We start from the raw sequence: 23,985 nt of genomic DNA on the forward strand, positions 1-23,985 counted from the left end.
GGGTGTAACGGTCGGCCGGACTTAGCCCGCGACCGGGGAACGCCAGTCGTCGGAACCGGAAGTACCGGAGACTTCGTGGGTCCAGGTGATTTTGCGGTAGGTGAAGTGCACGTCTTCCAGGTGGGTGAAGTGCGAGTTCGCCGGGTCCTGGCAGTTGTGCATGTAGTCCTTGATGTCGACGATGATCGCGTCTTCCAGGGTGGTGGTGTAGTAGTGCTCCTGGGTGCCGGCAGCGGAGGTGCGGTACCACTGGATTTCGATCTTGGTCAGACGCTCACCGGAGGTCAGGGCCGCCAGCAGCAGTGGCGAAGCCTTGTCGAATACTTTGGTGATGACCACGGGTTTGTGCACGCGCTGGCCGGTTGGCTGGCCGGACTGCGGGTCACGCGGGATGATCACTTCGTGCTGGAAACCCTGAACCATGACCTGGTCTTCGTGGCCTTCCTGGTAGGTGTTGCCAACGGAGTCAGCGGTGAAGGCACCGGCGGTGATCAGGCCTTGTTTGGTGCCGGTGATGGACATATACGCTGGTGTAGCCATGGATGCTCTCCTTGCTAAAAAATAGAGGTGCCCGGTGGGACGGATCGCCCGGTTGGGTGCCCAGATAGATATCAAGGAGCGTGCCACAATCTCATTTGGCTATATAAGCCGTGGCTTGTAGCGTTGCTCTTGAGCTCTCGTACCCTGCGGGAGGGGAAGGAATAGAGTGAAAGTGCGCAAGAAGTTGCGCAGTACTGCGCAACTTCTTGCGCACTTGGCTGGAGGCCTTTGGTTACAAGGCCTGTAGCGCTTTTAGAGAGCTTTTTTGAAAAACAACTGCGCAACTTCTTGCGCATCATGGCGATAAGACATCAACTCTGTCGGAGCGCCCAAGCGGAGCAGTAAACATGGGACGACCTTGTGAGTCAGTTCCAGCGAACGGTCGCATAAAAAATCCGATGCCCATTCGGGCATCGGATTTTGATTTTATGCAGCATCAGTTCAATCGGGGCGGCTTAACTGGGAAGTACTAGCCACACAGCACCGTTGTAATCAAGTGGACCTCACTGAGTGCGCCACGACTCGACAACGTCTGCACCGAACTCGTTTTTCCATTCTTTCAACTGACGATGGTTGCCGCCTTTGGTTTCGATCAGTTCACCCGAATTCGGATTCTTGTAGATTTTCACATCACGAGCTTTGCGGGCTACCTTTGGCACAGCAGCAACAGGAATACGGCGACCTGCTTCAGGATCAAGGATGCTGATCACATTCTTCAGACTGAAACCGTATTCGCCAAGTAATGCACGAAGCTTGCTTTCAAACTCCATTTCCTTTTTCAGGCCAGAATCACTTTTCATTGATTCGAGCTCAGCCAGCTGACTGGCCAGTTGCTGTTCGAGCTTACGATATTCTGCCAAACGGGACATTGAGATCTCCTTGAGATGAATGGGTGGGGAAAGTTATCACATGAGTATACCTAAGCGGCGACTAACAATTACCTAGTACTCCGCCGCCAAAGCCAAGCAGGTGAGAAGTTTTTTACTTCTTTTCCATACATACTGTCGACACTGAGCATTCACAAGTGTTGGTCCTGCTACGGGTCTTAAGCCATTCCTCCTCAGGTACTCTCGTACGTATTTACAAGAAGTCGTCCGTATCGCCGTCAGCATTTCAGGGGCGAGGATATAGTTTTGATTGAAGCGGTTTATGGCACTGGAACGGACCATCCTAGCTACCCGCCTGCCACATTCAACCGTCACGCTACGTAGCAAACCTAAGCGTACCAAGGCGTAACCCACTTCCTGTTTAACCCCAAGTAGCTTTGCAGCATCGACGACCGATATTTGCGCTGCATGCCCCGCCATCTGAGGTATCTCTTCATTGAGATGCTTGACTTCGAGTGGGTTTATCAACCATTTTCCAACGCAAAATCTCTTATCATTTCCCACACAAACAGCCGGTACCTCACCAGACTGTATCGCCCTCATCAACGCGGGAAACCCTTCAGCTGTAGGCAGGTAATGCCTGGCGAAATAGGAAACGCTAACGAAACCTAAACCGGACTCGCTTCCGAAACTCCTTGGAATGAGTGAGCTAATCGAATCAAAATCGATAAACCACTTTTCGCCGCGGTGAGGAACCTGGCCAATAGTCTTGAGTATTCCCGCATTTAAGAGCTGACGAACCCTGCCCTCGCTCACACAAAGCAAATGGGCGGTCTCTTTTAAATTAAGCGGGTCGCGCATGCGAGGCGACAGTTGACGGACGTGATCTATATTTACGATCGTTGTGACTTTTCCACTGCCGTAAGTAAAAGTTCGAATATCAAGCTCCCCAGATATTTGCATCCTACGCAAAAAAGACGCCGGCAACTTTGTGATTTTAGAGGCCTCCTTTAAAGAAACCCATCGATACTGACGCAAGGCAATAGCGCTAAAATTGCGATTTCTTCTTGCTAACGGAGCATCCCACTCCTGGATAACGTAACGTTCAAATTCAGCACGAAGAAAATCAAAGCACGGCTCACTCAGGTCGTTGTAAATATCTCTATATATTGGCCCGAACGCAGTAGGCAACTTCCAGCTTGATCCCCTTTCTAGTACAGCCCTGAGATCACTCAATAAATCTTGAAACCCTTGAGGCCAGTTCATCAATACCTGGCCAGCTGCTTGAGCCAAAGCAGGGGCTATTTCAAGCGAAGCAGTTGCCGCTAGCTTCATAGGCTTACGAGATTCCCGATGAACGCTCCTCACGCCAATACGCATGGCTAAAATGTGCAGCTGTTCATAGGATAGGAGTTCAAACTCCTTCCTATATGAGCGTCCATTCATCAACAAACGATCTTCCAGTAATTTTGTAATCCATAAACGCTGCTCATCGGCAACCGGGGCTGAAGAGTTTGTTTCAATGAGTGAGTACCCACAGCAGCCGCAGCTTTGGGTGAGCAGGGCACTTGAGCTGATCCTCAGCAGGCAGTTCGGGCATTGATACTGAAGCGCAACTTTGTGTATTGAACACGTAGTAACAAGCGCAAGATCCCACAATTCACGCCAGTAAACGGCTTCTGCCAAACACACAGGACAGTATTTGGGATGTGCTACCGACCATACCTTCATATTGTCGTTTTTAGGGTGGCGAATCTCTTTGGCCATCGAGGGCCAACTGGCAGGTCTGGAAAACTCACCCAGCCATTCAGACACTCGCCCATCACTGGATTTTTTGAACAGCTTGATTAGCTCGCCATTCAAGAGACCATTACTTCGACCTAAGCGATACAAGTAACCCACCAGGCTCTCATCGCACATGGGCTTGGGGTTTATCAACAGACCAAACATCAATCTGATTCCTTCCAAATAGACACCAGCAGGATCACCGCGTACGGCTGGTACCCGGGGTTTCCCCCAGGTACCAACTAGCATCAAGCAGCAATGACGTCGAAGTTTTCGAAGGGCTCATGCCCCCCAATCAACGGCTTGAAATCGAATACAGGACTGAACGGGTTACGCTCTTCAGGAGCCCCATTCCAGACTTCATCCCGAAATGCCTCGGCAAGTACCTCGAGACTGATGCCCTCCGATTTCCGGTGCTGAACCAACCAAACGGCGCGGTCCAGGATCTTGATCAGGTAATCAATCAAGCCAAATGACGCAAGATGGAACCGCCGAATCATTTGCTTTTCCGATAACTCGATCGACCTGACTGGCAGCAAGTCACGAATGACTTGGAGTAGCATCGCGAACTGGGTCCAAGTGGCTTCAGTGAGAACAAATCGGTTGTAATCAACGGTTGCCGAGAACCTTCGCCGCAACTGCTCATTTGCCCAGAGCAAACCTTCAGTCCTCTTCAACCCGACGAGAACAAAGGTGATGCTGGTATTGTTCATCATGCCCTTGATCCAGTCTGCCGCCTCATAGGCATCGTTGCGCTTGTAATCAACCAGATGCTGCGCCTCGTCTAGAACGACGACTTCAACCTTCAGATTGGTCAAGAGCAGGATGATTCGGGCGAATTTGGTTTCTGCCGAATGGCTGCGGGCATCTGCGTAGGGATCATTCAACGCGGCCAGCATTGCAGTCGCCAGATTCTTTTTGGTGGGCGAGGAAGGGATTTCCACAACAAGTACTGGGCGCTTTTCCGTCTCATTCCCTTGGGCTAATTCCAGTTCCCTGACGTACTCCTTGATCAAGGTACTTTTCCCCACACCGCTCGGCCCTTGGATGACCAGTCCCTTGCTAGTCCCTGAGCGCCGGGTATCACCATGGACTTCAGCCAGTCGAGTCAGTGCTCGGTCTGCCTGCGGGCTGAGTATGAAGTGATGGCGCAGAGAAAATGGAGCCTGGAGCTTTTCGTTGGCCTTCATGAATTATGCTCCTGCGGATGGAAGACGGCTGGTAACCTTGAAGGTCGGTAATGCGGCCCCCACAACAGTCGGGTCCAACCACTCCAGCTCAGCGGCTACGATTGGAGCCTTAGGGGTAGCCGCGGTACGACCTTCCCTGTCCAGTTTGGCGCGGGCTGCAGCACGACGTTTACGCAGCTTTTGAGAACGACGCGCTTCTTCCACATCCTCCACGAGATCACGATAGGCTTGATGGATCTGCTCGAAGCTGGGTTTAGCGTTTCCACTTTCTCGCAGTGCTTGTCCTACGGCCTTCAAGATCTCACGACTCATCCCGACCAGCCGCTTATCCTTCACAGGTACCTGCAGAAAAACGTTCCTGAAACGGTCATGCACCCAGACATACCCAACCTCATCGCGATAGCGAACGCTGATTTTTTCCTCAGGCTTCATGCGCATTCGTAATTCAGCGAGTTCAGCCGAGTTATAACCATGGCCATCAACTTCAATGCCGTAATGATGCACCTTCGTCGATTTTCGGCGAGCGAGAATGCACTCCAAGGCATCAGGATCAACTGGCAATCGAATCAGCCGACGGGACTCTTCAGCAGCCCAGACCTGTGCGGGAGTCCTTCCGTTGAGGCCACGGTGAGGAGTCTGGTGGTAGACATCGACAATCCATTTCACGATGTTGGCCTCAAGCCGAGACAGAGTGAGACACGCGTGCTCCTCTGACTTGTAATCTCCCCGCTGCTGGATATTGGAAAACGTCGTCCCCGGTAGGTTATGAATAAGACCAAGGTTCTGGGTGCTAAAGAACCTCTCCACTGAACCTTTCATTTCCGGACCTCTGGAACGCGGGTACATGATCTCGATACCGAGCTCGTCGAACCCCTCGATCAGGTCGTCCGCATGAAACTCAGCGGCATTGTCGGGAACGATCCGTGCAGGCAACCCATGTGCTCGCCATTCTTTCCGCACTTTCGGGAAGCGCTTCAATAAATCAGCTTTCGGCCTGATGGAGCGCTCAATGACACGAAGAACCGTTTCAGTGTTAGGCGCAGCGAGATGGACCAGATACCCCATGATCATGCGCGAAAACTTATCCAGCACGACGGTCAAGAAAGGGCGCCCGATCACCAACCCGGTCTCTTCGTCCACTAATTGCACATCCAGAAGGGTATGGTCGATCTCCCAACGGTCCAAGATACTAGCGACCCAGAACACCTCTATGGCAGCGCGATGCTTTTTTTGGGCTGCGTTCTTGCCGAGACGGCATACATCCACCTCGTAAGAATCAAGCTTGGCAATGTACCTACGAATGGTCATCCCGCAGGGTAGGGGTAGCCGCTGAGAGGGGAGGCGCCCAGCGTTGATCGATTTAATCATGTCGTGGTATTGACCAATAACGGCCTTAACGCGCGGGCGTTCTAGCTTCAAATAAAAAGTGTTTATGACATCTTGTAGTAGCTCCTCTAATTCACCCGATATAACGCTTGTTCGTCCCTTCTGTGTATGTTTAGGAACCAGCCGTACAACATTTTTCCCTACATATTTTTTATACCACCTTCTCACAGTCGAAATAGAAGGAGCGCATACATCACCTAGTTGCTGTGCAACGCTCTTTAGCTTTTGCAGCAAAATATGTTTTTTAGGAAGCATTGTCTGATCCTCATCCATTACGCCTTCCAAATACTTACGGCGGCGCAGGGCTTCTCTACTATGTTCGGAAGGAAAGCAAGTTAGATCGGGGGCAACGTTCTTTATATAAGGAACCTCCCCAAGGTAAGGTTGATCGGCACAAATTTCGATTTCACGCCTCTCATAACCGGCGTAAAACTCGGCCTCAGTTAACTTAGTGGGCTCGCCTAACTCATCAAAGAAAAGTAAACGCCGGTCAACCAGTCGCCGCTGGAGTGACATTGTTACGCCATTGATGACAACCGCTAGTTTTACCTTAAGTGAAAAGGTTTGCATGGCGATGTCCCCCCGAGAGGAAAACCTCTGAGTAGTGGGTTAATGGCTGCTCAAGATCGACACCAACAATGCCCAGGCCCAATAAACGCCATGCGTCCATTTCCCCAAAAATCGAAATGGCCTCCCCAAAAAACCGGGGCTTATGTTTATTCAACTCGGAATGCGCTTCGGTCTGATGGGATGGAGAAGGCCAAGGACCGCGCCTGTGATATAGGATTTTTTGCAGGTTGCTCGCGCGGGGCTCACTCCAGATCAGAGCGTCCGTAACAATGGAGAAATTCCGATTGGTCACCGCGAAATGCAATTCAGCCGCGGCCAGCTTCTGCTTCACTTGGCGGATTAGAAGCCGCTTTTCCGGCTTTACTTCAAACCACCATTCACGGCCATCCTCAAGGAAAACACGGATATCAGGAATGTATTCAACGATGGACTCACCCACAGAGATCCTCTCTCGGCTGGGCTGAACCTCGTAGCTTCGGACGGATGGAGATAGCTCAAGTAAACGGAAAAAACCGCCCTCGAGCTGGGATTCCCATTCAACGGAATGGCCATTTTTCAGGGAGGGGAAGTACCCCCTGGAGTGGCAGGAACTGCGCGTAACAACGTCACGGACTGGCATAGCAATCTCCTCAGACGAGCGCCGTCGCTGTACTTGGAAAACCAAGCACACTGCGGGACTCGAAGGCTCAATCGACAGGCAACACTGTCCCGTCGAGAGGCCTCGCTTAAGTCAAAATGATGGGAGAGGATTGACAAGCGCTGAAAAAAAGCAGAAATTGCGGTTACCACACCAGCAACATCGCTTTTGTAAGCGCGGTCAGAATCCTCGGGTTTTGATCGCGTTTTTACATTCTGCACCTCCTTTTTTCATGATTCTGCTCGTTGACTCAATAGCTAATAGGGTTGGTACGGATTCAATCTTATGCAGAAACTCTCTAAGCCCTAATAATACGTGGCTATCTGCTTCTAGATTTGCAGTTTAAGTAAACTCGGTAACCTGATGAATCTATTGATTAGACGGTTTCTTCCTAGATATTGCAGGTCGTAAATAGTATTCCAAGAACTTAATAAAATCCACATCTTACAAACCAAATATTAGCTCAGAAACCTCGGCAACCTTCCGCACAATATTTAAGTATCAACTTAACGCTTAACAAGTACGCGTAAAATTTAAAAAATACTTAAATATATAGATATGCTTGGAGAGAGTATTAATGCTTTGAAGAAATCCTCTTTCGTACGATTCGAGTAAGCAATACTACTTTGTGCTTCAGCCAAAATAGCGGCTGCCAATACATTCCCCAGCTTTCCCGGGCCGCCTTCATAAATTCTTTGCGAAACGTCGTTGATTCTTGAGCGTTCATAGGCTCACCGATTCACTAAAGGTCCCGTCTTCCACGTTACGCCCGTTACCCAGATCCTGTCACCACGCTTAGGCGGTCGATCACCTTCCATTTTCTACCCAAAAAAAAGCCCGCTTATGCGGGCCTATTTGTGTCTGGGCCGGCCAACTCCCAGGGGCTGGCCGAACCATTTATTTGTGAAAATGCGCAACTATTCTGTGACCCTACACGGATCAAAAGTCCAGGTTGGATACCGCCAGGGCGTTGCTTTCGATGAAGTCACGACGAGGCTCGACCGCATCCCCCATCAGGGTGTTGAAGATCTGGTCGGCGCCGATGGCATCTTCAATCGTGACCTTGAGCATACGGCGTACGCTTGGGTCCATGGTGGTTTCCCACAGCTGATCCGGGTTCATCTCGCCCAGACCTTTGTATCGCTGGATGGTGTGGCGCTTGGTGCTTTCGGTCATCAGCCAGTCCAGGGCTTCCTTGAACTCGGTCACCGCCTTCTTGCGTTCGCCACGCTGAATATAAGCGCCTTCGTCCAGCAGGGAGCTCAGTTGAGCGCCGAGGGTAACGACGGTCTTGTAGTCATTGCTACCGAAGAAGTCGCGGTTGAAGGTGACGTAGTTCGACAGGCCGTGGGAGATCAGTTCGACCTCTGGCAGCCAGACATTACGTTCACGGTCTTCACGCAAGCTGGCCTTGTAGACCAGGCCGGACTTCTCGACGGTGCGCAGGCGGACTTCATATTGGGCCAGCCAATCCTGCATGGCCGCGTGATCGGAGAGTTGCTCCAGGCTCACGGCCGGCAGGTAGATGAAGTGCTCGGTCAGTTCCTGAGGGTACAGGCGCGACAGACGCTTGAGGGTTTTCATGACCATGCGGAAGTCGTTCACCAGGCGCTCCAGCGCCTCGCCGGAAATGCCCGGTGCTTCTTCGTTCAGGTGCAGGCTCGCATCTTCCAGGGCCGACTGCGTCATGTACTCTTCCATGGCGTCGTCGTCTTTGATGTATTGCTCTTGCTTGCCTTTCTTGACCTTGTACAGCGGCGGTTGAGCGATGTAGATGTAGCCACGCTCGATCAGCTCCGGCAGCTGACGGAAGAAGAAGGTCAGCAGCAGGGTGCGGATGTGCGAACCGTCGACGTCGGCGTCGGTCATGATGATGATGTTGTGATAACGCAGCTTATCGATGTTGTACTCTTCGCGGCCGATGCCGCAACCGAGTGCAGTGATCAAGGTGCCGACCTCTTGCGAGGAAATCATCTTGTCGAAGCGCGCTTTCTCGACGTTAAGGATCTTGCCCTTGAGCGGCAGAATCGCCTGGGTCTTACGGTTGCGTCCCTGCTTGGCGGAGCCGCCAGCAGAGTCACCTTCCACCAGGTAGAGTTCGGAAAGGGCAGGGTCTTTTTCCTGGCAGTCCGCCAGTTTGCCCGGCAGGCCGGCGATATCCAGCGCGCCTTTACGGCGGGTCATCTCACGAGCCTTACGCGCCGCTTCACGGGCACGGGCGGCGTCGAGCATCTTGCCGACCACCAGCTTGGCTTCGTTCGGGTTTTCCAGCAGGAAGTCGGAGAAGTACTTGCCCATTTCCTGTTCGACCGCGGTCTTCACTTCGGAAGACACCAGCTTGTCTTTGGTCTGGGAGCTGAACTTCGGATCCGGCACCTTGACCGAAATGATCGCGGTCAGGCCTTCGCGGGCATCGTCACCGGTGGTGGCGACCTTGTGCTTCTTCGCCAGACCTTCCTGTTCGATGTAGTTGTTCAGGTTACGTGTCAGTGCCGAACGGAAGCCCACCAGGTGGGTGCCGCCGTCGCGCTGCGGAATGTTGTTGGTGAAGCACTGCAGGTTTTCGTTGAAGCTGTCGTTCCACTGCAGGGCGATTTCCACGCCGATGCCGTCTTCACGCTGCACATTGAAGTGGAACACCTGGTTGACCGCAGTCTTGTTGGTGTTCAGGTATTCAACGAACGCGCGCAGGCCGCCTTCGTACTTGAACAGCTCTTCCTTGCCGCTGCGCTCGTCTTTCAGAACGATACCGACACCGGAGTTGAGGAAGGACAGTTCACGAATCCGCTTGGCCAGGATGTCCCAGCTGAAATGGATGTTCTTGAAGGTCTCGCTGGAAGCCTTGAAGTGAATCTGGGTACCGGTGGTTTCGCTGTCACCGACGATCGCCATAGGCGCCTGAGGCACACCGTGAACGTAGGTCTGTTCCCAGATCTTTCCGCTGCGGCGAACGGTCAGGACCAGTTCTTCGGACAGGGCGTTCACTACCGACACACCCACACCGTGCAGACCGCCGGATACTTTGTAGGAGTTATCGTCGAACTTACCGCCGGCGTGCAGTACGGTCATGATGACCTCGGCCGCGGAAACGCCTTCTTCTTTATGCACGTCTACCGGGATGCCGCGACCGTTGTCACGCACGGTAATGGATTCGTCCGGGTGGATGATGATGCTGATGTCGTCGCAATGGCCGGCCAGAGCTTCGTCGATCGAGTTATCGACCACCTCGAACACCATATGGTGCAGACCGCTGCCATCGTCGGTGTCACCAATGTACATACCGGGACGTTTGCGTACGGCATCCAAACCTTTCAGCACTTTAATGCTGCTCGAGTCGTACGTGTTTTCTTCGCTCATGCCTTCACTCCCGATGGTCGTGGGTCTGGGTGATACGGCCCTGTTCCACGTGGAACAGGGCAACTGGCGTTTCCGTCTGCCAGCCTTCCCTCAATAATTCGTGGTCTACACAGGTGATGAACACCTGGCAGCGTAAGTCTTCCAACAAGCGACAAAGTGCGCGGCGATGCTGCTCGTCCAGCTCGGACGGCAAGTCATCCACCAGATAAATACACTGACCGCGCCGGGCCTGGCTGACCAGGTGCCCCTGGGCGATCCGCAAGGCACAGACCACCAACTTCTGCTGACCGCGGGACAAGATGTCCGCAGCGTTGTGTGCGCCCAATCTGAGACGCAAATCAGCACGTTGGGGGCCGGCCTGGGTATGACCCATTTGCTGATCACGATGGAGGGATGTCGCGAGCACTGCACTGAGCTCTCGCTCTTTATCCCAACCACGGTAATAGCTAAGCGTTAAGCCCTCGAGCTCTACCAGCTCGCTCAAGGTCCGCTCAAAGACTGGTTTCAAGGCTTTGATATAAGCGCGGCGGTATTCATCAATTTCAGCGCTGGCCTGACACAGTTCCCTATCCCAGGCTGCTTGCGAAGCGGCGTCAAGTGTACCATGCCGCAGCCATGAGTTCCGCTGCCGCAGGGCCTTCTGCAAGCGCTGCCAGGTTGACATGAAGCGGGGTTCCACGTGGAACACGCCCCAATCGAGGAACTGGCGCCTGATTTTGGGTGCGCCTTCCAGCAAGCGGAAACTGTCCGGGTTGATCAACTGCAGGGGCAGGATCTCCGCCAGCTGCGCGGCACTGCGGGCGTTCTGCCCGTCGATGCGGATCTGGAATTCACCCTGGCGATCGCGAGATATGCCCAGGCTGCTGTGTCCTCCTTCCGCCAGCTCGACCTGGCCGAACACCGTACACGCGAGTTGTTCGTACTGGATCACCGGCAATAAACGGGCACTGCGAAACGAGCGAGCAAGCCCCAGCAAGTGGATGGCTTCCAGCACGCTGGTTTTGCCACTGCCGTTGGCGCCGTAGAGGAGGTTGATGCGGGGGGAGGGGGAGAAGGTCACCGGGTGCAGATTGCGCACCGCGGTGACCGAGACGCGACTGAGGGACATCTAGCTTCTGCTGAGCATGATTACAGGCGCATCGGCATGACAACGTAGGCCGAGTCGTCGTTGTCGGATTCCTGCACCAGCGCACTGCTGTTGGAATCGGACAGGATCAGGCGTACCTGTTCAGTGGTCATCACGCCCAGCACGTCGAGCAGATAGCTCACGTTGAAGCCGATCTCCAGCGAACCGCCGTTGTATTCCACGCCTACTTCTTCTTCCGCCTCTTCCTGCTCCGGGTTGTTGGCCTGGATTTTCAGCTGACCGTTGGCCAGTTGCAGACGGATACCACGGTACTTCTCGTTGGACAGGATCGCAGTACGGCTGAAAGCTTCGCGCAGCGCCTGACGGTCGCCCAGCACCAGCTTGTCACCGCCCTTCGGCAGCACACGCTCGTAGTCCGGGAACTTGCCGTCGACCAGCTTGGAAGTGAAGGTGAACTCGCCGGTGGTAGCGCGGATGTGGTGCTGGCCCAGCACGATGCTGACGTTGCCATCCGGCTCTGTGAGCAGACGGGCCAGTTCCAGGATGCCTTTGCGCGGCACGATCACCTGGTGACGATCCGGCTGACCGATATCGGCCTGCATCGAGCACATGGCCAGGCGGTGACCGTCGGTGGCCACGGCACGGATGATGCCGGCGGAGACTTCCAGCAGCATGCCGTTGAGGTAGTAGCGCACGTCCTGCTGGGCCATGGCGAAGCTGGTGCGTTCGATCAGGCGACGCAGCTTGCTCTGCTCCAGCTGGCAGGTCAGCGAGCCCGGGCCTTCTTCCACAGTCGGGAAGTCGTTGGCCGGCAAGGTGGACAGGGTAAAGCGGCTACGGCCAGCCTTGACCACCAGCTTCTGCTCGTCGACCTTGATGTCGATCAGGGCGTCGTTCGGCAGGCTCTTGCAGATGTCCATCAGCTTACGCGCCGGGACAGTGATTTCGCCTGGCTCCGCCGGCTCTTCCAACTGCACGCGACCGACCAGCTCGACTTCCAGGTCGGTACCGGTCAGCGACAGTTGCTGGCCTTCGACAACCAACAGCACGTTGGAAAGTACCGGCAAGGTCTGACGACGTTCGACGACGCCGGCGACCAGTTGCAGGGGTTTCAACAGGGCTTCGCGTTGAATGGTGAAATGCATGGTCTAGTCCCTTGCCTTAATAAGCTGCGCTGGAGTCATCAAGTGGTCAGAGTACGCAGCAGGTTCTTGTAGTCCTCGCGGATGTCCGCGTCGGATTCCTTAAGTTCATTGATCTTGCGGCATGCGTGCAAGACCGTGGTGTGGTCGCGGCCGCCGAACACATCGCCGATTTCCGGCAGGCTGTGGTTGGTCAGTTCCTTGGACAAGGCCATGGCCACCTGGCGTGGACGCGCGACAGAACGCGAGCGCCGCTTGGACAGCAGATCGGAGATCTTGATCTTGTAGTACTCGGCGACAGTGCGCTGAATGTTATCCACAGAGACCAGCTTGTCCTGCAGGGCCAGCAGGTCCTTCAGCGATTCGCGAATCAGCTCGATGGTAATGTCGCGCCCCATGAAGTGCGAGTGAGCGATGACACGCTTGAGCGCCCCTTCCAGCTCACGCACGTTGGAACGAATTCGCTGGGCAATGAAGAACGCCGCATCGTGAGGCAGTTCGACTTTGGCCTGGTCGGCTTTCTTCATCAGGATCGCGACGCGGGTTTCCAGTTCCGGTGGCTCCACCGCCACCGTCAGGCCCCAGCCGAAGCGCGATTTCAGGCGTTCTTCCAGGCCTTCGATCTCCTTCGGATAGCGGTCACTGGTGAGAATCACCTGTTGGCCGCCTTCGAGCAGGGCGTTGAAGGTATGGAAAAACTCTTCCTGGGAACGCTCCTTGCGAGCGAAGAACTGAATATCGTCGATCAGCAACGCATCCACCGAACGGTAGAAGCGCTTGAATTCGTTGATCGCGTTGAGTTGCAGCGCCTTGACCATGTCAGCCACGAAGCGCTCGGAATGCAGGTACACAACCTTGGCATTCGGGTTCTTCTTTAATAGATGGTTACCCACAGCGTGCATCAAGTGGGTCTTACCCAAACCTACGCCCCCATAAAGGAAGAGCGGGTTGTAACCATGCTTGGGGTTGTCGGCTACCTGCCAGGCCGCGGCGCGGGCCAGCTGGTTGGACTTACCTTCCACAAAGTTTTCGAAGGTGAAGGTGCGGTTCAGGTAACTGGTGTGCTTGAGCGCACCTTCCACCTGAACGGTGCGCTGTTCGGCGCGCACTGGAGCCTGCTGCGAGCTGGCCCCCGCCATCGGGTCGAAGCTGTCACGAGAGGGTTCTTCGCTGACTTCGGCGACTTTCTGGGTCGCCGGTTTGCTCGGTGCGGCTGGAGCCGGGGCAGCGACCGGGGCGGCAGCTGCTGCCTGCTGAACCTGAGAGGCAACCGCGGCGGCCAGCGGAGCATTGGGTGCCGCACGAGGAGCGGAACTGCGTTTGCTGCCTATTAATAAGGAAAGCGCCGGCGCCATGCCATTGCCATGCTCATCCAGCAGCTCGAGCACGCGGCCCAGGTACTTTTCGTTGACCCAATCGAGAACAAAACGATTCGGTGCGTATACACGCAACTCGTCGCCTTCGGCTTCGACCTGTAGCGGACGGATCCAAGTGTTGAATTGCTGGGCAGGCAGCTCATCACGCAGAAGCTCCACGCACTGCTGCCAAAGTTCCACTGACACGGATATCCCCTAAGTTGAAAGCCGGTGAGGCAAAAACAAGCCGCCATTGTAACGACCAGACGCACACTTATCCACATGTAGGTTGATCGCAGGCCACTATGAATCAACGCTTTATCCCGAAAAAACACGACCAATGGTATGTGCATAAGCTCTGTGGATAACCACACCTAAGGGCATTGCACAACTGGGGGCGAAAATCGGTGGATAACCCGCTTGTGGATAACTCGCCTTTCCACACACAGCTTTTCCGATAGCGCAGCACAGGCAAAGCACCGTTTCTCGACAGTGTTGTCATTCTCTGTACAGCACGTCCTATAAGGGCTCAATGTAGTTATCCACAGACAGGGACGTCCCTAGCCTTTATAAGCTTTACAGAAAAGCTTTAAATAATTCCCTTCTTTATTTTTATATCTGGCTGACCCGGTTCTTCAGCCTCAGAGGCGGACATACCCAGATAAAGGAAAAGCTGGTTGGAAATTGACCTAGAGGCTTGCTTTCTCTAGAATCGCCGATCTCTTAAAACGGGGGCCATTCCGGCCCGTTGTGGACGAACCAGGTAACACGACAATGAAACGTACTTTCCAACCAAGCACTATCAAACGCGCTCGTACCCACGGTTTCCGTGCTCGCATGGCTACCAAGAACGGTCGTGCCGTCCTGTCGCGTCGTCGCGCCAAAGGTCGTGCGCGTCTGGCAGTTTGATACTCCGGCACTGGAGGTGAGTCAGGACTTCAGTCGGGAAAAGCGTCTGCTTACCCCCCGGCATTTCAAGGCAGTCTTTGACTCCCCTACCGGCAAGGTTCCGGGGAAAAATCTCCTGCTCCTTGCGCGCAACAACGATCTGGATCATCCCCGTCTGGGGCTGGTTATCGGAAAAAAGAGCGTCAAGCTCTCCGTTGAGCGCAATCGCCTCAAACGTCTGATGCGCGAATCGTTTCGCCTGAACCAGGATGCTCTGGTCGGCTGGGACATCGTTATCGTCGCGCGCAAAGGTTTGGGCGATGTAGAAAACCCCGAATTGATTCAGCATTTCGACAAGCTCTGGAAGCGTCTGGCCCGTAACAAGCCGGCACCAGCAGTCAAAACCGAAACTGTAGGGGTAGACAGTACCAATGCGTAAACTGGCACTCGTTCCGATCCAGTTTTACCGCTATGCCATTAGTCCTTTGATGGCCAATCACTGTCGTTTCTACCCCAGCTGTTCCTGCTACGCGTATGAAGCCATCGAAAATCATGGCCTTCTGCGCGGTGGCTGGCTGACCTTTCGTCGTTTAGGTCGCTGTCATCCGTGGAATCCCGGTGGTTATGACCCGGTTCCACCTATCCCTACCTCCCGTTCTTCTTCGATGGCCGAGTAATCATGGATATTAAACGCACGATCCTGATCGTCGCCCTGGCAATCGTGTCCTACGTCATGGTTCTTAAGTGGAACCAGGATTATGGCCAGGCTGCCCTGCCGACTCAGAATGTTGCTGCCAACACCGCCACCCCGGCTCTACCGGATACGCCTGTTGGTAACAATGTTTCCGCCAGTGCCGATGTACCCAGCGCGAATACCGATACCAGCACCCCTACCGAAACTCCGGTAGCGGCAAGCAAAGACCTCATCCAGGTAAAAACGGATGTGCTCGATCTGGCTATCGATCCTCAAGGTGGTGATATCGCCCAGCTGAAGCTGCCGCTGTATCCACGTCGCCAGGACCATCCGGAAATTCCGTTCCAACTGTTCGATAACGGTGGCGAACGTACTTATCTGGCGCAAAGCGGCCTGACCGGTGTCAACGGTCCGGATGCTCGTCCTGCAGGACGCCCGGTTTATTCGGCCGAGAAAAAGACTTATCAACTGGCTGACGGCCAGAACCAGCTGAATGTCGACCTGAAATTCAGCGACGCCGGCGTCAACTACATCAAGCGTTTCACCTTTACCCGCGGTCTGTACGATCTGAAAGTCACCTATCTGATCGACAACACCAGCGACAAGGCCTGGACTGGCAACCTGTTTGCCCAGCTCAAACGCGATGCCAGCTCCGATCCTTCTTCCAGCACCGCTACCGGCACCGCGACTTACCTGGGCGCTGCCCTGTGGACAAGTTCCGAGCCGTACAAAAAAGTGTCGATGAAAGATATCGACAAGGGCTCGCTGAAAGAAACCGTGCAAGGTGGCTGGGTTGCCTGGCTGCAACACTACTTCGTGACCGCCTGGATCCCGGCGAAGAACGAAAGCAACGTGGTGCAGACCCGCAAGGACAACCAAGGCAACTACATCATCGGTTTCACTGGCCCGGCGCTGACCGTTGCACCTGGTGCCAAGGCTGAAACCACCGCCACTCTGTACGCCGGTCCGAAGAGCCAGGCCGTTCTGAAAGAGTTGTCCCCAGGCCTGGAACTGACCGTTGACTACGGCATTCTGTGGTTCATTGCCCAGCCGATCTTCTGGCTGCTGCAACATATCCACAGCATTGTGGGTAACTGGGGCTGGTCGATCATCTTCCTGACCATGCTGATCAAGGGGATCTTCTTCCCGCTGTCGGCGGCCAGCTACAAATCCATGGCGCGCATGCGTGCGGTGGCGCCGAAACTGGCGGCTCTGAAAGAGCAACATGGCGACGACCGGCAGAAAATGTCGCAAGCCATGATGGAGCTGTACAAGAAAGAGAAGATCAATCCGCTGGGTGGTTGCTTGCCAATCCTCGTGCAGATGCCGGTGTTCCTGTCCTTGTACTGGGTACTCCTGGAAAGCGTGGAAATGCGCCAGGCGCCATTCATGCTGTGGATTACCGACCTGTCGATCAAGGATCCGTTCTTCATCCTGCCGATCATCATGGGCGCCACCATGTTCATCCAGCAGCAGCTGAACCCGACTCCTCCGGATCCGATGCAGGCCAAGGTGATGAAAATGATGCCAATCATCTTCACCTTCTTCTTCCTGTGGTTCCCGGCCGGTCTGGTGCTGTACTGGGTTGTGAACAACTGCCTGTCGATCGCACAACAGTGGTACATCACACGTAAGATCGAAGCCGCTACCAAGAAAGCAGCGGCCTGACCTACTCTGTGGATAACCACTCAAAACGCCCCCTAGTGGGGCGTTTTGCTATCTGTCACTTTTGTCTGCCTCTTTATGTCTGGAGCGGGTTATGAATGTCCCTCGTGAAACCATCGCAGCCGTCGCCACCGCCCAGGGGCGTGGTGGTGTGGGCATCGTGCGTATTTCCGGACCACTGGCCAGCGTCGCCGCCAAGGCCATCAGCGGCCGCGAGCTGAAACCGCGTTACGCTCATTACGGGCCGTTTTTCAGCGATCGGGACGAGGTCCTGGACGAGGGGATCGCCCTATATTTCCCGGGGCCGAACTCCTTTACCGGCGAAGACGTACTGGAACTTCAGGGCCACGGCGGTCCGATCGTCCTGGATATGTTGCTGCAGCGCTGCCTGCAGTTGGGATGTCGCCTGGCCCGGCCGGGGGAATTCAGCGAGCGCGCCTTCCTCAACGACAAGCTCGACCTGGCCCAGGCCGAAGCCATCGCCGACCTGATCGAGGCCAGTTCCGCACAGGCCGCGCGTAATGCCTTGCGCTCTTTGCAGGGAGCGTTCTCCAAGCGTGTGCATAACCTGACCGAGCAATTGATCGCGCTGCGCATCTACGTCGAGGCGGCCATCGATTTTCCCGAGGAAGAAATCGACTTCCTGGCCGATGGCCATGTGCTGCAGATGCTCGACACCGTGCGCGACGAGTTATCCACCGTGGTCCGCGAAGCCGGGCAGGGCGCCTTGCTGCGTGACGGTATGACCGTGGTTATCGCTGGTCGGCCGAATGCCGGCAAGTCCAGCCTGCTCAATGCCCTGGCCGGACGCGAAGCGGCCATCGTCACCGAGATCGCCGGCACTACCCGGGACGTGCTGCGCGAACATATCCACATCGACGGCATGCCGCTGCACGTTGTGGATACCGCGGGACTGCGCGATACCGAAGACCAGGTGGAAAAGATCGGTGTGGAACGTGCCCTCAAGGCCATTGGCGAGGCCGACCGCGTACTGCTGGTAGTCGATGCCACGGCGCCGGAAGCGCTGGACCCCTTTGCCCTGTGGCCGGAGTTCCTGGAACAGCGGCCGGATCCGGCGAAAGTTACGCTGATCCGTAACAAGGCCGACCTGACCAGCGAAGCGATTGCCCTGGAAGTCAGCGACGATGGCCACGTGACTATCAGCCTCAGTGCCAAGGCAGGAGGCGAGGGCCTGGAGTTGCTGCGTGAGCACCTCAAGGCTTGCATGGGTTACGAGCAGACGTCCGAAAGCAGCTTCAGTGCACGCAGGCGTCACCTGGAAGCCCTGCACCACGCCAGTAAGGCACTTGAACACGGGCGTTCGCAATTGACCCTGGCCGGCGCCGGCGAGCTGCTGGCTGAAGACTTGCGTCAAGCCCAGCAATCCCTGGGAGAAATTACCGGCGCTTTCAGCTCGGACGACCTGCTGGGCCGGATTTTCTCCAGCTTCTGTATCGGTAAATAACCCCATCTTCCTGTAGGAGCAGCCGTTCAGCGGCTTGGTTGCTCGTGATGCTCAGTAGCGATGTTCTGCCCGACATCACGGGCGAACCCGCTCCTGCAATCCTTTGTACTTCCCACCATTTCCGAGTTTGCCGGGCGCCATCGAGCGCTTCGGTGGATTTCTCGTGGGCGCCCTTTGGTCGGCTGAGCCTTTTTTCTGTGGATTAAGCCCTGTGAATAACTGCCCTTAGGCTCAGTTGATAACAGAGCGTCAAAACTGAGGAAAACCCGCTCTGTGGATAAGCATCACTTTAATCCACAGGCTTACACCGGTTATCCAAGGGCCTCGTTGCCACCTAACCACAGACTTTTGAATCACTGTACACATTGAAAACAAAGGGCTGTATGAATCTATCCACAGATAGGTCGGTGCCTAAGAATAAACATAAAAACAAAGATTTAATAAATTTCTTTCTTTTTAATTTCTATTGTCCGTGAGTCATCCACAGCTGGTTAAATTTTGTGCAAAGGGTTCTTTAGGAAGGGCGAAGACCCTATACTTGTCCGTTATCCCAAGAACCCATCCTTTTTTACCCATATAAGCAGGCACGAGGTGCGTGGTGGATTTCCCTTCCCGTTTTGAAGTGATCGTCATCGGCGGCGGTCATGCCGGTACCGAGGCAGCACTTGCATCAGCACGCATGGGGGCAAAAACCCTGTTGCTGACGCACAACGTGGAAACCCTCGGAGCGATGAGCTGCAACCCCGCGATTGGCGGGATCGGTAAAAGTCATCTGGTCAAAGAAATCGATGCCCTCGGCGGCGCGATGGCCATGGCTACCGATAAAGGTGGTATTCAGTTTCGGGTGTTGAACAGCCGCAAAGGCCCAGCCGTGCGGGCTACCCGTGCCCAGGCCGACCGCATCCTGTACAAGGCCGCTGTCCGCGAAATCCTGGAAAACCAGCCGAACCTGTGGATATTTCAACAGGCGGCGGATGACCTGATCGTCGAACAGGACCAGGTTCGCGGCGTAGTGACCCAAATGGGCCTGCGTTTCTTCGCCGAATCCGTGGTGTTGACCACCGGTACTTTCCTCGGTGGACTTATCCACATCGGGATGCAGAACTATTCCGGCGGTCGCGCCGGCGATCCACCTTCGATCGCCCTGGCCCATCGGCTGCGTGAATTGCCGCTACGTGTCGGCCGCCTGAAAACCGGCACGCCGCCGCGTATCGATGGTCGTTCCGTGGATTTCTCGGTGATGACCGAACAACCGGGCGATACGCCGATTCCGGTGATGTCGTTCCTGGGCTCGAAAGAGCAGCATCCGCGGCAGGTCAGCTGCTGGATCACCCATACCAATGCCCGTACCCACGAGATCATTGCTTCCAACCTTGATCGTTCGCCGATGTATTCCGGGGTGATCGAGGGAATCGGCCCGCGCTACTGCCCGTCGATCGAAGACAAGATCCATCGCTTTGCCGACAAGGAAAGCCATCAGGTCTTCATCGAACCGGAAGGCCTGACCACCCACGAGCTGTACCCGAACGGGATATCCACATCCTTGCCGTTCGATGTGCAGTTGCAGATCGTGCAATCGATCCGTGGCATGGAAAACGCCCACATCGTGCGCCCTGGCTACGCCATCGAGTACGACTATTTCGATCCGCGTGACCTGAAGTACAGCCTGGAAACCAAGGTGATCGGTGGTCTGTTCTTCGCCGGCCAGATCAACGGCACCACCGGCTACGAAGAGGCCGGCGCTCAGGGGTTGCTCGCCGGTGCCAACGCCGCACTGCGCGCGCAGGGCAAAGACAGCTGGTGCCCACGTCGCGACGAGGCCTACATCGGTGTGTTGGTCGACGACCTGATTACCCTGGGAACCCAGGAACCGTATCGGATGTTCACATCCCGTGCCGAATACCGCCTGATCCTGCGCGAAGACAACGCCGACTTGCGCCTGACCGAAAAAGGTCGGGAACTGGGTCTGGTCGACGATGTCCGTTGGGCCGCGTTCTGCAAGAAGCGCGAAGGCATTGCCCAGGAAGAACAGCGTTTGAAAAGCACCTGGGTTCGCCCGGGCACCGAACAGGGCGATGCGATCGCCGAAAAGTTCGGCACGCCGCTGACCCATGAGTACAACTTGCTGAATCTGCTGAGCCGTCCGGAAATCGACTACGCTGGTCTGGTCGCAGTGACCGGGCAGGGCGCAGAAGATCCACAGGTTGCCGAACAGGTCGAGATCAAGACCAAGTACGCTGGCTACATCGATCGCCAGCAGGACGAAATCGCTCGTCTGCGGGCCAGCGAGGACACCAAGCTGCCTGTGGATATCGACTACAGCACCATTTCCGGCCTCTCGAAAGAGATCCAGAGCAAGCTCGGCGCCACGCGTCCTGAAACCCTGGGCCAGGCTTCGCGGATCCCGGGCGTTACACCGGCGGCGATTTCCCTGTTGATGATTCACTTGAAAAAACGCGGCGCGGGCCGTCAGTTGGAGCAAAGCGCTTGAGTTCGCAGGTCACCTCGCAACATGCAGAAGAGTTATCCACAGGTGCTCGCCAACTCGGTGTCAACCTGACAGAAGCCCAGCACGAATTGCTGCTGGGTTATCTGGCCTTGTTGATCAAATGGAACAAGGCTTACAACCTGACCGCCGTGCGCGATCCGGATGAAATGGTCTCGCGTCATCTGCTCGATAGCCTGAGTGTGATGTCGTTCATCGAAAACGGTCGCTGGCTGGATGTGGGCAGCGGCGGCGGGATGCCGGGCATTCCATTGGCTATCCTGTTTCCGGACTCGCAAGTGACCTGTCTGGACAGCAATGGCAAGAAAACCCGCTTCCTGACCCAGGTCAAACTGGAACTGAAGCTGGATAACCTGAATGTTATCCACAGTCGTGTCGAAGCTTTCCAACCGCAGCAGCCATTCAACGGGATCATTTCCCGGGCGTTCAGCAGCATGGAGAACTTCACCAACTGGACTCGCCACCTCGGCGACCGCGATACACGTTGGCTGGCAATGAAGGGCGTTCATCCCGCCGATGAGCTGGTAGCATTGCCGGCAGACTTCCACCTCGATAGCGAACACGCCCTGGCCGTACCCGGTTGCCAAGGCCAACGCCATCTGCTGATACTGCGCCGCACGGCATGATTGGGAACACAAGCAAGAATGGCTAAGGTATTCGCGATAGCGAACCAGAAAGGTGGTGTGGGCAAGACCACCACCTGCATCAACCTCGCAGCATCGCTGGTTGCTACCAAGCGCCGGGTGCTGTTGATCGATCTTGATCCACAGGGCAACGCCACCATGGGTAGCGGTGTGGATAAACACGGCCTGGAAAATTCGGTCTACGACCTGCTGATCGGCGAGTGCGATCTGGCCCAGGCCATGCACTACTCCGAGCACGGCGGTTATCAACTGCTGCCGGCGAACCGCGACCTGACCGCCGCGGAAGTCGTTCTGCTGGAAATGCAGATGAAGGAAAGCCGTCTGCGCAGCGCCCTGGCGCCGATCCGGGAAAACTACGATTACATTCTGATCGACTGCCCACCGTCGCTGTCGATGCTCACGCTCAACGCCTTGGTCGCCGCCGATGGGGTGATTATCCCCATGCAGTGCGAGTACTTTGCCCTCGAAGGGCTGAGCGACCTTGTGGATAACATCAAGCGCATCTCCGAATTGCTCAATCCGAATCTCAAGGTCGAAGGCTTGCTGCGGACCATGTACGACCCGCGGCTAAGCCTGATGAACGATGTTTCCGCGCAGCTCAAGGAACACTTCGGCGATCAGCTGTACGACACGGTGATCCCGCGCAACATCCGTCTGGCGGAAGCCCCCAGTTATGGCATGCCGGCGTTGGCCTACGACAAACAGTCCCGCGGTGCCATCGCCTATCTGGCCCTCGCTGGCGAGATGGTTCGTCGGCAACGGAAAAATTCACGCGCAGCCGCTGCCCAGCCAACTTAAGGAATCCCCATGGCCGTCAAGAAACGAGGTCTCGGACGTGGACTGGATGCACTGTTGAGTGGTCCTACTGTCAGCGCACTGGAAGAACAAGCGGTTCAAGCCGACGTACGCGAGTTGCAACACTTGCCACTGGACCTGATCCAGCGCGGCAAGTATCAGCCGCGCCGGGACATGGACCCACAGGCACTGGAAGAACTGGCGAGCTCGATCAAGAGCCAGGGCGTGATGCAGCCGATCGTGGTGCGTCCGATCGGTTCCGGCCGTTTTGAAATCATCGCCGGCGAACGCCGCTGGCGCGCCAGCCAGCAGGCGGGCCAGGAAACCATCCCGGCGATGGTTCGCGATGTGCCGGACGAAACCGCCATCGCCATGGCGCTGATCGAGAATATCCAGCGCGAAGATCTCAATCCCATCGAGGAAGCGGTTGCCCTGCAGCGCCTGCAGCAGGAATTCCAGCTGACTCAGCAGCAGGTTGCCGAGGCTGTGGGTAAGTCCCGCGTCACCGTAGCCAACTTGTTGCGGCTGATCGCTTTGCCTGAAGTGATCAAGACCATGCTGTCCCACGGCGACCTGGAAATGGGTCATGCCCGCGCCTTGCTGGGTTTGCCGGAAAATCAACAGGTTGAAGGGGCGCGACACGTTGTCGCACGTGGCCTCACCGTACGCCAGACCGAAGCCCTGGTTCGCCAGTGGCTCAGTGGCAAACAGCAGCCTGCCGAACCCGTCAAACCCGACCCGGATATCGCGCGCCTGGAGCAGCGCCTGGCCGAGCGCCTAGGCTCTGCGGTGCAGATTCGTCACGGAAAGAAAGGGAAAGGTCAGTTGGTCATCGGGTATAACTCCCTCGATGAGCTTCAAGGCGTCCTTGCACACATCCGCTGAAACATTTCCTCATGTAGCGTGCAGTCGGAAATCACTACCCGGCAGTTGAATAGGGGCTGAACCGCCCCTATACTCTGCGCGCATTTTGTCGGCACAAATTATGCCAAGTTATTGAATTCTGGCAGCCGACCCATGAGGAGCAAGAGTGATGGAAACCCGCACGCCAAACCGCTTGCCGTTCCATCGCTTGGCGGTTTTCCCGGTTTTATTGGCTCAATTGGTCGTTTTACTGCTGGCCGCCTTGGCGCTCTGGCAATGGCATGGAGTCGTAGCCGGATACTCAGGCCTTTGCGGGGGACTGATAGCCTTGCTACCCAATGTGTATTTCGCTCATAGGGCATTTCGATTTTCCGGCGCCCGAGCAGCTCAAGCCATCGTCCGGTCTTTTTATGCTGGCGAGGCGGGCAAACTGATTTTGACGGCAGTGCTCTTTGCATTGACGTTCGCAGGTGTGAAGCCATTGGCGCCGCTAGCTGTATTCGGCGTCTTCGTGCTGACCCAACTGGTCAGCTGGTTCGCTCCCCTGCTTATGAGAACAAGACTTTCGAGACCTTAGGGCGTTTGAGG

Annotated in this window: 20 protein-coding genes; 10 read left to right on the top strand and 10 right to left on the bottom strand. The window is 55.6% G+C overall.

The window, feature by feature from the left end; translation table 11 throughout:
- Positions 1 to 21: 21 nt before the first annotated feature.
- From DK261_RS21860 to dnaA, 10 genes are all read right to left on the bottom strand, one after another.
- Complete coding sequence (locus tag DK261_RS21860) at positions 22 to 540, bottom strand: Hcp family type VI secretion system effector (protein WP_009041653.1); 519 nt, start codon at positions 538 to 540, stop codon at positions 22 to 24.
- A 503-nt stretch (positions 541 to 1,043) separates the two neighbouring features.
- Complete coding sequence (locus DK261_RS21865) at positions 1,044 to 1,409, bottom strand: histone-like nucleoid-structuring protein, MvaT/MvaU family (protein WP_110176347.1); 366 nt, start codon at positions 1,407 to 1,409, stop codon at positions 1,044 to 1,046.
- 72 nt (positions 1,410 to 1,481) lie between these two features.
- Positions 1,482 to 3,317: a TniQ family protein gene (locus tag DK261_RS21870; protein ID WP_158286945.1), complete on the bottom strand. Its 1,836-nt coding sequence runs from the start codon at positions 3,315 to 3,317 to the stop codon at positions 1,482 to 1,484.
- 83 nt (positions 3,318 to 3,400) lie between these two features.
- Entirely contained in the window at positions 3,401 to 4,342 is a 942-nt protein-coding gene (locus DK261_RS21875) for a TniB family NTP-binding protein (RefSeq protein ID WP_110176351.1), read from the bottom strand.
- Between the two features lie 3 nt (positions 4,343 to 4,345).
- A complete protein-coding gene (locus DK261_RS21880; RefSeq protein ID WP_110176353.1) occupies positions 4,346 to 6,298 on the bottom strand; it encodes a DDE-type integrase/transposase/recombinase in 1,953 nt (650 codons plus the stop codon).
- Positions 6,279 to 6,917 carry a TnsA endonuclease N-terminal domain-containing protein gene (locus tag DK261_RS21885; RefSeq protein ID WP_110176355.1) on the bottom strand — a complete coding sequence of 213 codons (639 nt, stop codon included), beginning with the start codon at positions 6,915 to 6,917 and terminating at the stop codon, positions 6,279 to 6,281. Before DK261_RS21885 ends, DK261_RS21880 begins: the two co-directional genes overlap by 20 nt.
- A gap of 957 nt (positions 6,918 to 7,874) precedes the next feature.
- Positions 7,875 to 10,292 carry a DNA topoisomerase (ATP-hydrolyzing) subunit B gene (gyrB, locus tag DK261_RS21890; RefSeq protein WP_007924471.1) on the bottom strand — a complete coding sequence of 806 codons (2,418 nt, stop codon included), beginning with the start codon at positions 10,290 to 10,292 and terminating at the stop codon, positions 7,875 to 7,877.
- Positions 10,293 to 10,296: 4 nt separating this feature from the next.
- Positions 10,297 to 11,400 carry a DNA replication/repair protein RecF gene (gene recF / locus DK261_RS21895; RefSeq protein ID WP_007924472.1) on the bottom strand — a complete coding sequence of 368 codons (1,104 nt, stop codon included), beginning with the start codon at positions 11,398 to 11,400 and terminating at the stop codon, positions 10,297 to 10,299.
- Between the two features lie 20 nt (positions 11,401 to 11,420).
- Entirely contained in the window at positions 11,421 to 12,524 is a 1,104-nt protein-coding gene (gene dnaN / locus DK261_RS21900) for a DNA polymerase III subunit beta (RefSeq protein ID WP_009046209.1), read from the bottom strand.
- 38 nt (positions 12,525 to 12,562) lie between these two features.
- Positions 12,563 to 14,083, bottom strand: coding sequence for a chromosomal replication initiator protein DnaA (gene dnaA / locus DK261_RS21905; RefSeq protein ID WP_009046208.1), 1,521 nt, complete (start codon positions 14,081 to 14,083; stop codon positions 12,563 to 12,565).
- Positions 14,084 to 14,650: 567 nt separating this feature from the next.
- Here dnaA and rpmH point away from each other — a divergent pair.
- From rpmH to DK261_RS21955, 10 genes are all read left to right on the top strand, one after another.
- The gene (rpmH, locus tag DK261_RS21910; protein WP_003213577.1) at positions 14,651 to 14,785 is read left to right on the top strand and encodes a 50S ribosomal protein L34; all 135 of its coding nucleotides are present in this window, start codon (positions 14,651 to 14,653) and stop codon (positions 14,783 to 14,785) included.
- A 16-nt stretch (positions 14,786 to 14,801) separates the two neighbouring features.
- The gene (rnpA, locus tag DK261_RS21915) at positions 14,802 to 15,203 is read left to right on the top strand and encodes a ribonuclease P protein component (RefSeq protein ID WP_016703950.1); all 402 of its coding nucleotides are present in this window, start codon (positions 14,802 to 14,804) and stop codon (positions 15,201 to 15,203) included.
- The gene (gene yidD / locus DK261_RS21920; RefSeq protein WP_080921994.1) at positions 15,196 to 15,441 is read left to right on the top strand and encodes a membrane protein insertion efficiency factor YidD; all 246 of its coding nucleotides are present in this window, start codon (positions 15,196 to 15,198) and stop codon (positions 15,439 to 15,441) included. The genes rnpA and yidD overlap by 8 nt, the downstream gene beginning before the upstream one ends.
- A gap of 2 nt (positions 15,442 to 15,443) precedes the next feature.
- Positions 15,444 to 17,126, top strand: a complete 1,683-nt coding sequence (yidC, locus tag DK261_RS21925) for a membrane protein insertase YidC (protein WP_103330787.1) — start codon at positions 15,444 to 15,446, stop codon at positions 17,124 to 17,126.
- 91 nt (positions 17,127 to 17,217) lie between these two features.
- Positions 17,218 to 18,588 carry a tRNA uridine-5-carboxymethylaminomethyl(34) synthesis GTPase MnmE gene (gene mnmE, locus DK261_RS21930; RefSeq protein WP_009051703.1) on the top strand — a complete coding sequence of 457 codons (1,371 nt, stop codon included), beginning with the start codon at positions 17,218 to 17,220 and terminating at the stop codon, positions 18,586 to 18,588.
- A 598-nt stretch (positions 18,589 to 19,186) separates the two neighbouring features.
- Entirely contained in the window at positions 19,187 to 21,079 is a 1,893-nt protein-coding gene (mnmG, locus tag DK261_RS21935) for a tRNA uridine-5-carboxymethylaminomethyl(34) synthesis enzyme MnmG (protein ID WP_009051702.1), read from the top strand.
- Positions 21,076 to 21,720, top strand: a complete 645-nt coding sequence (gene rsmG / locus DK261_RS21940) for a 16S rRNA (guanine(527)-N(7))-methyltransferase RsmG (protein ID WP_009051701.1) — start codon at positions 21,076 to 21,078, stop codon at positions 21,718 to 21,720. The genes mnmG and rsmG overlap by 4 nt, the downstream gene beginning before the upstream one ends.
- Positions 21,721 to 21,738: 18 nt before the next feature.
- Positions 21,739 to 22,536 carry a ParA family protein gene (locus tag DK261_RS21945; RefSeq protein WP_009051700.1) on the top strand — a complete coding sequence of 266 codons (798 nt, stop codon included), beginning with the start codon at positions 21,739 to 21,741 and terminating at the stop codon, positions 22,534 to 22,536.
- 9 nt (positions 22,537 to 22,545) lie between these two features.
- The gene (locus DK261_RS21950; RefSeq protein WP_009051699.1) at positions 22,546 to 23,418 is read left to right on the top strand and encodes a ParB/RepB/Spo0J family partition protein; all 873 of its coding nucleotides are present in this window, start codon (positions 22,546 to 22,548) and stop codon (positions 23,416 to 23,418) included.
- Positions 23,419 to 23,566: 148 nt separating this feature from the next.
- Entirely contained in the window at positions 23,567 to 23,974 is a 408-nt protein-coding gene (locus tag DK261_RS21955; RefSeq protein WP_016703952.1) for a F0F1 ATP synthase subunit I, read from the top strand.
- The last annotated feature ends 11 nt before the right edge of the window (positions 23,975 to 23,985 follow it).

The organism is Pseudomonas sp. RW409, assembly GCF_003184125.1.
GTDB classification, from domain to species: domain Bacteria; phylum Pseudomonadota; class Gammaproteobacteria; order Pseudomonadales; family Pseudomonadaceae; genus Aquipseudomonas; species Aquipseudomonas chlororaphis_I.

Bases quoted from the DNA above. Each gene is read 5' to 3' on its own strand.
- DK261_RS21885 (WP_110176355.1), bottom strand. From the start codon at position 6,917: ATGCCAGTCCGTGACGTTGTTACGCGCAGTTCCTGCCACTCCAGGGGG.
- gyrB (WP_007924471.1), bottom strand. From the start codon at position 10,292: ATGAGCGAAGAAAACACGTACGACTCGAGCAGCATTAAAGTGCTGAAA.
- rpmH (WP_003213577.1), top strand. From the start codon at position 14,651: ATGAAACGTACTTTCCAACCAAGCACTATCAAACGCGCTCGTACCCAC.
- dnaN (WP_009046209.1), bottom strand. From the start codon at position 12,524: ATGCATTTCACCATTCAACGCGAAGCCCTGTTGAAACCCCTGCAACTG.
- DK261_RS21950 (WP_009051699.1), top strand. From the start codon at position 22,546: ATGGCCGTCAAGAAACGAGGTCTCGGACGTGGACTGGATGCACTGTTG.
- DK261_RS21945 (WP_009051700.1), top strand. From the start codon at position 21,739: ATGGCTAAGGTATTCGCGATAGCGAACCAGAAAGGTGGTGTGGGCAAG.
- DK261_RS21880 (WP_110176353.1), bottom strand. From the start codon at position 6,298: ATGCAAACCTTTTCACTTAAGGTAAAACTAGCGGTTGTCATCAATGGC.
- DK261_RS21865 (WP_110176347.1), bottom strand. From the start codon at position 1,409: ATGTCCCGTTTGGCAGAATATCGTAAGCTCGAACAGCAACTGGCCAGT.
- mnmE (WP_009051703.1), top strand. From the start codon at position 17,218: ATGAATGTCCCTCGTGAAACCATCGCAGCCGTCGCCACCGCCCAGGGG.
- yidC (WP_103330787.1), top strand. From the start codon at position 15,444: ATGGATATTAAACGCACGATCCTGATCGTCGCCCTGGCAATCGTGTCC.
- recF (WP_007924472.1), bottom strand. From the start codon at position 11,400: ATGTCCCTCAGTCGCGTCTCGGTCACCGCGGTGCGCAATCTGCACCCG.
- DK261_RS21875 (WP_110176351.1), bottom strand. From the start codon at position 4,342: ATGAAGGCCAACGAAAAGCTCCAGGCTCCATTTTCTCTGCGCCATCAC.
- yidD (WP_080921994.1), top strand. From the start codon at position 15,196: ATGCGTAAACTGGCACTCGTTCCGATCCAGTTTTACCGCTATGCCATT.
- DK261_RS21860 (WP_009041653.1), bottom strand. From the start codon at position 540: ATGGCTACACCAGCGTATATGTCCATCACCGGCACCAAACAAGGCCTG.
- DK261_RS21870 (WP_158286945.1), bottom strand. From the start codon at position 3,317: ATGTTTGGTCTGTTGATAAACCCCAAGCCCATGTGCGATGAGAGCCTG.
- DK261_RS21955 (WP_016703952.1), top strand. From the start codon at position 23,567: ATGGAAACCCGCACGCCAAACCGCTTGCCGTTCCATCGCTTGGCGGTT.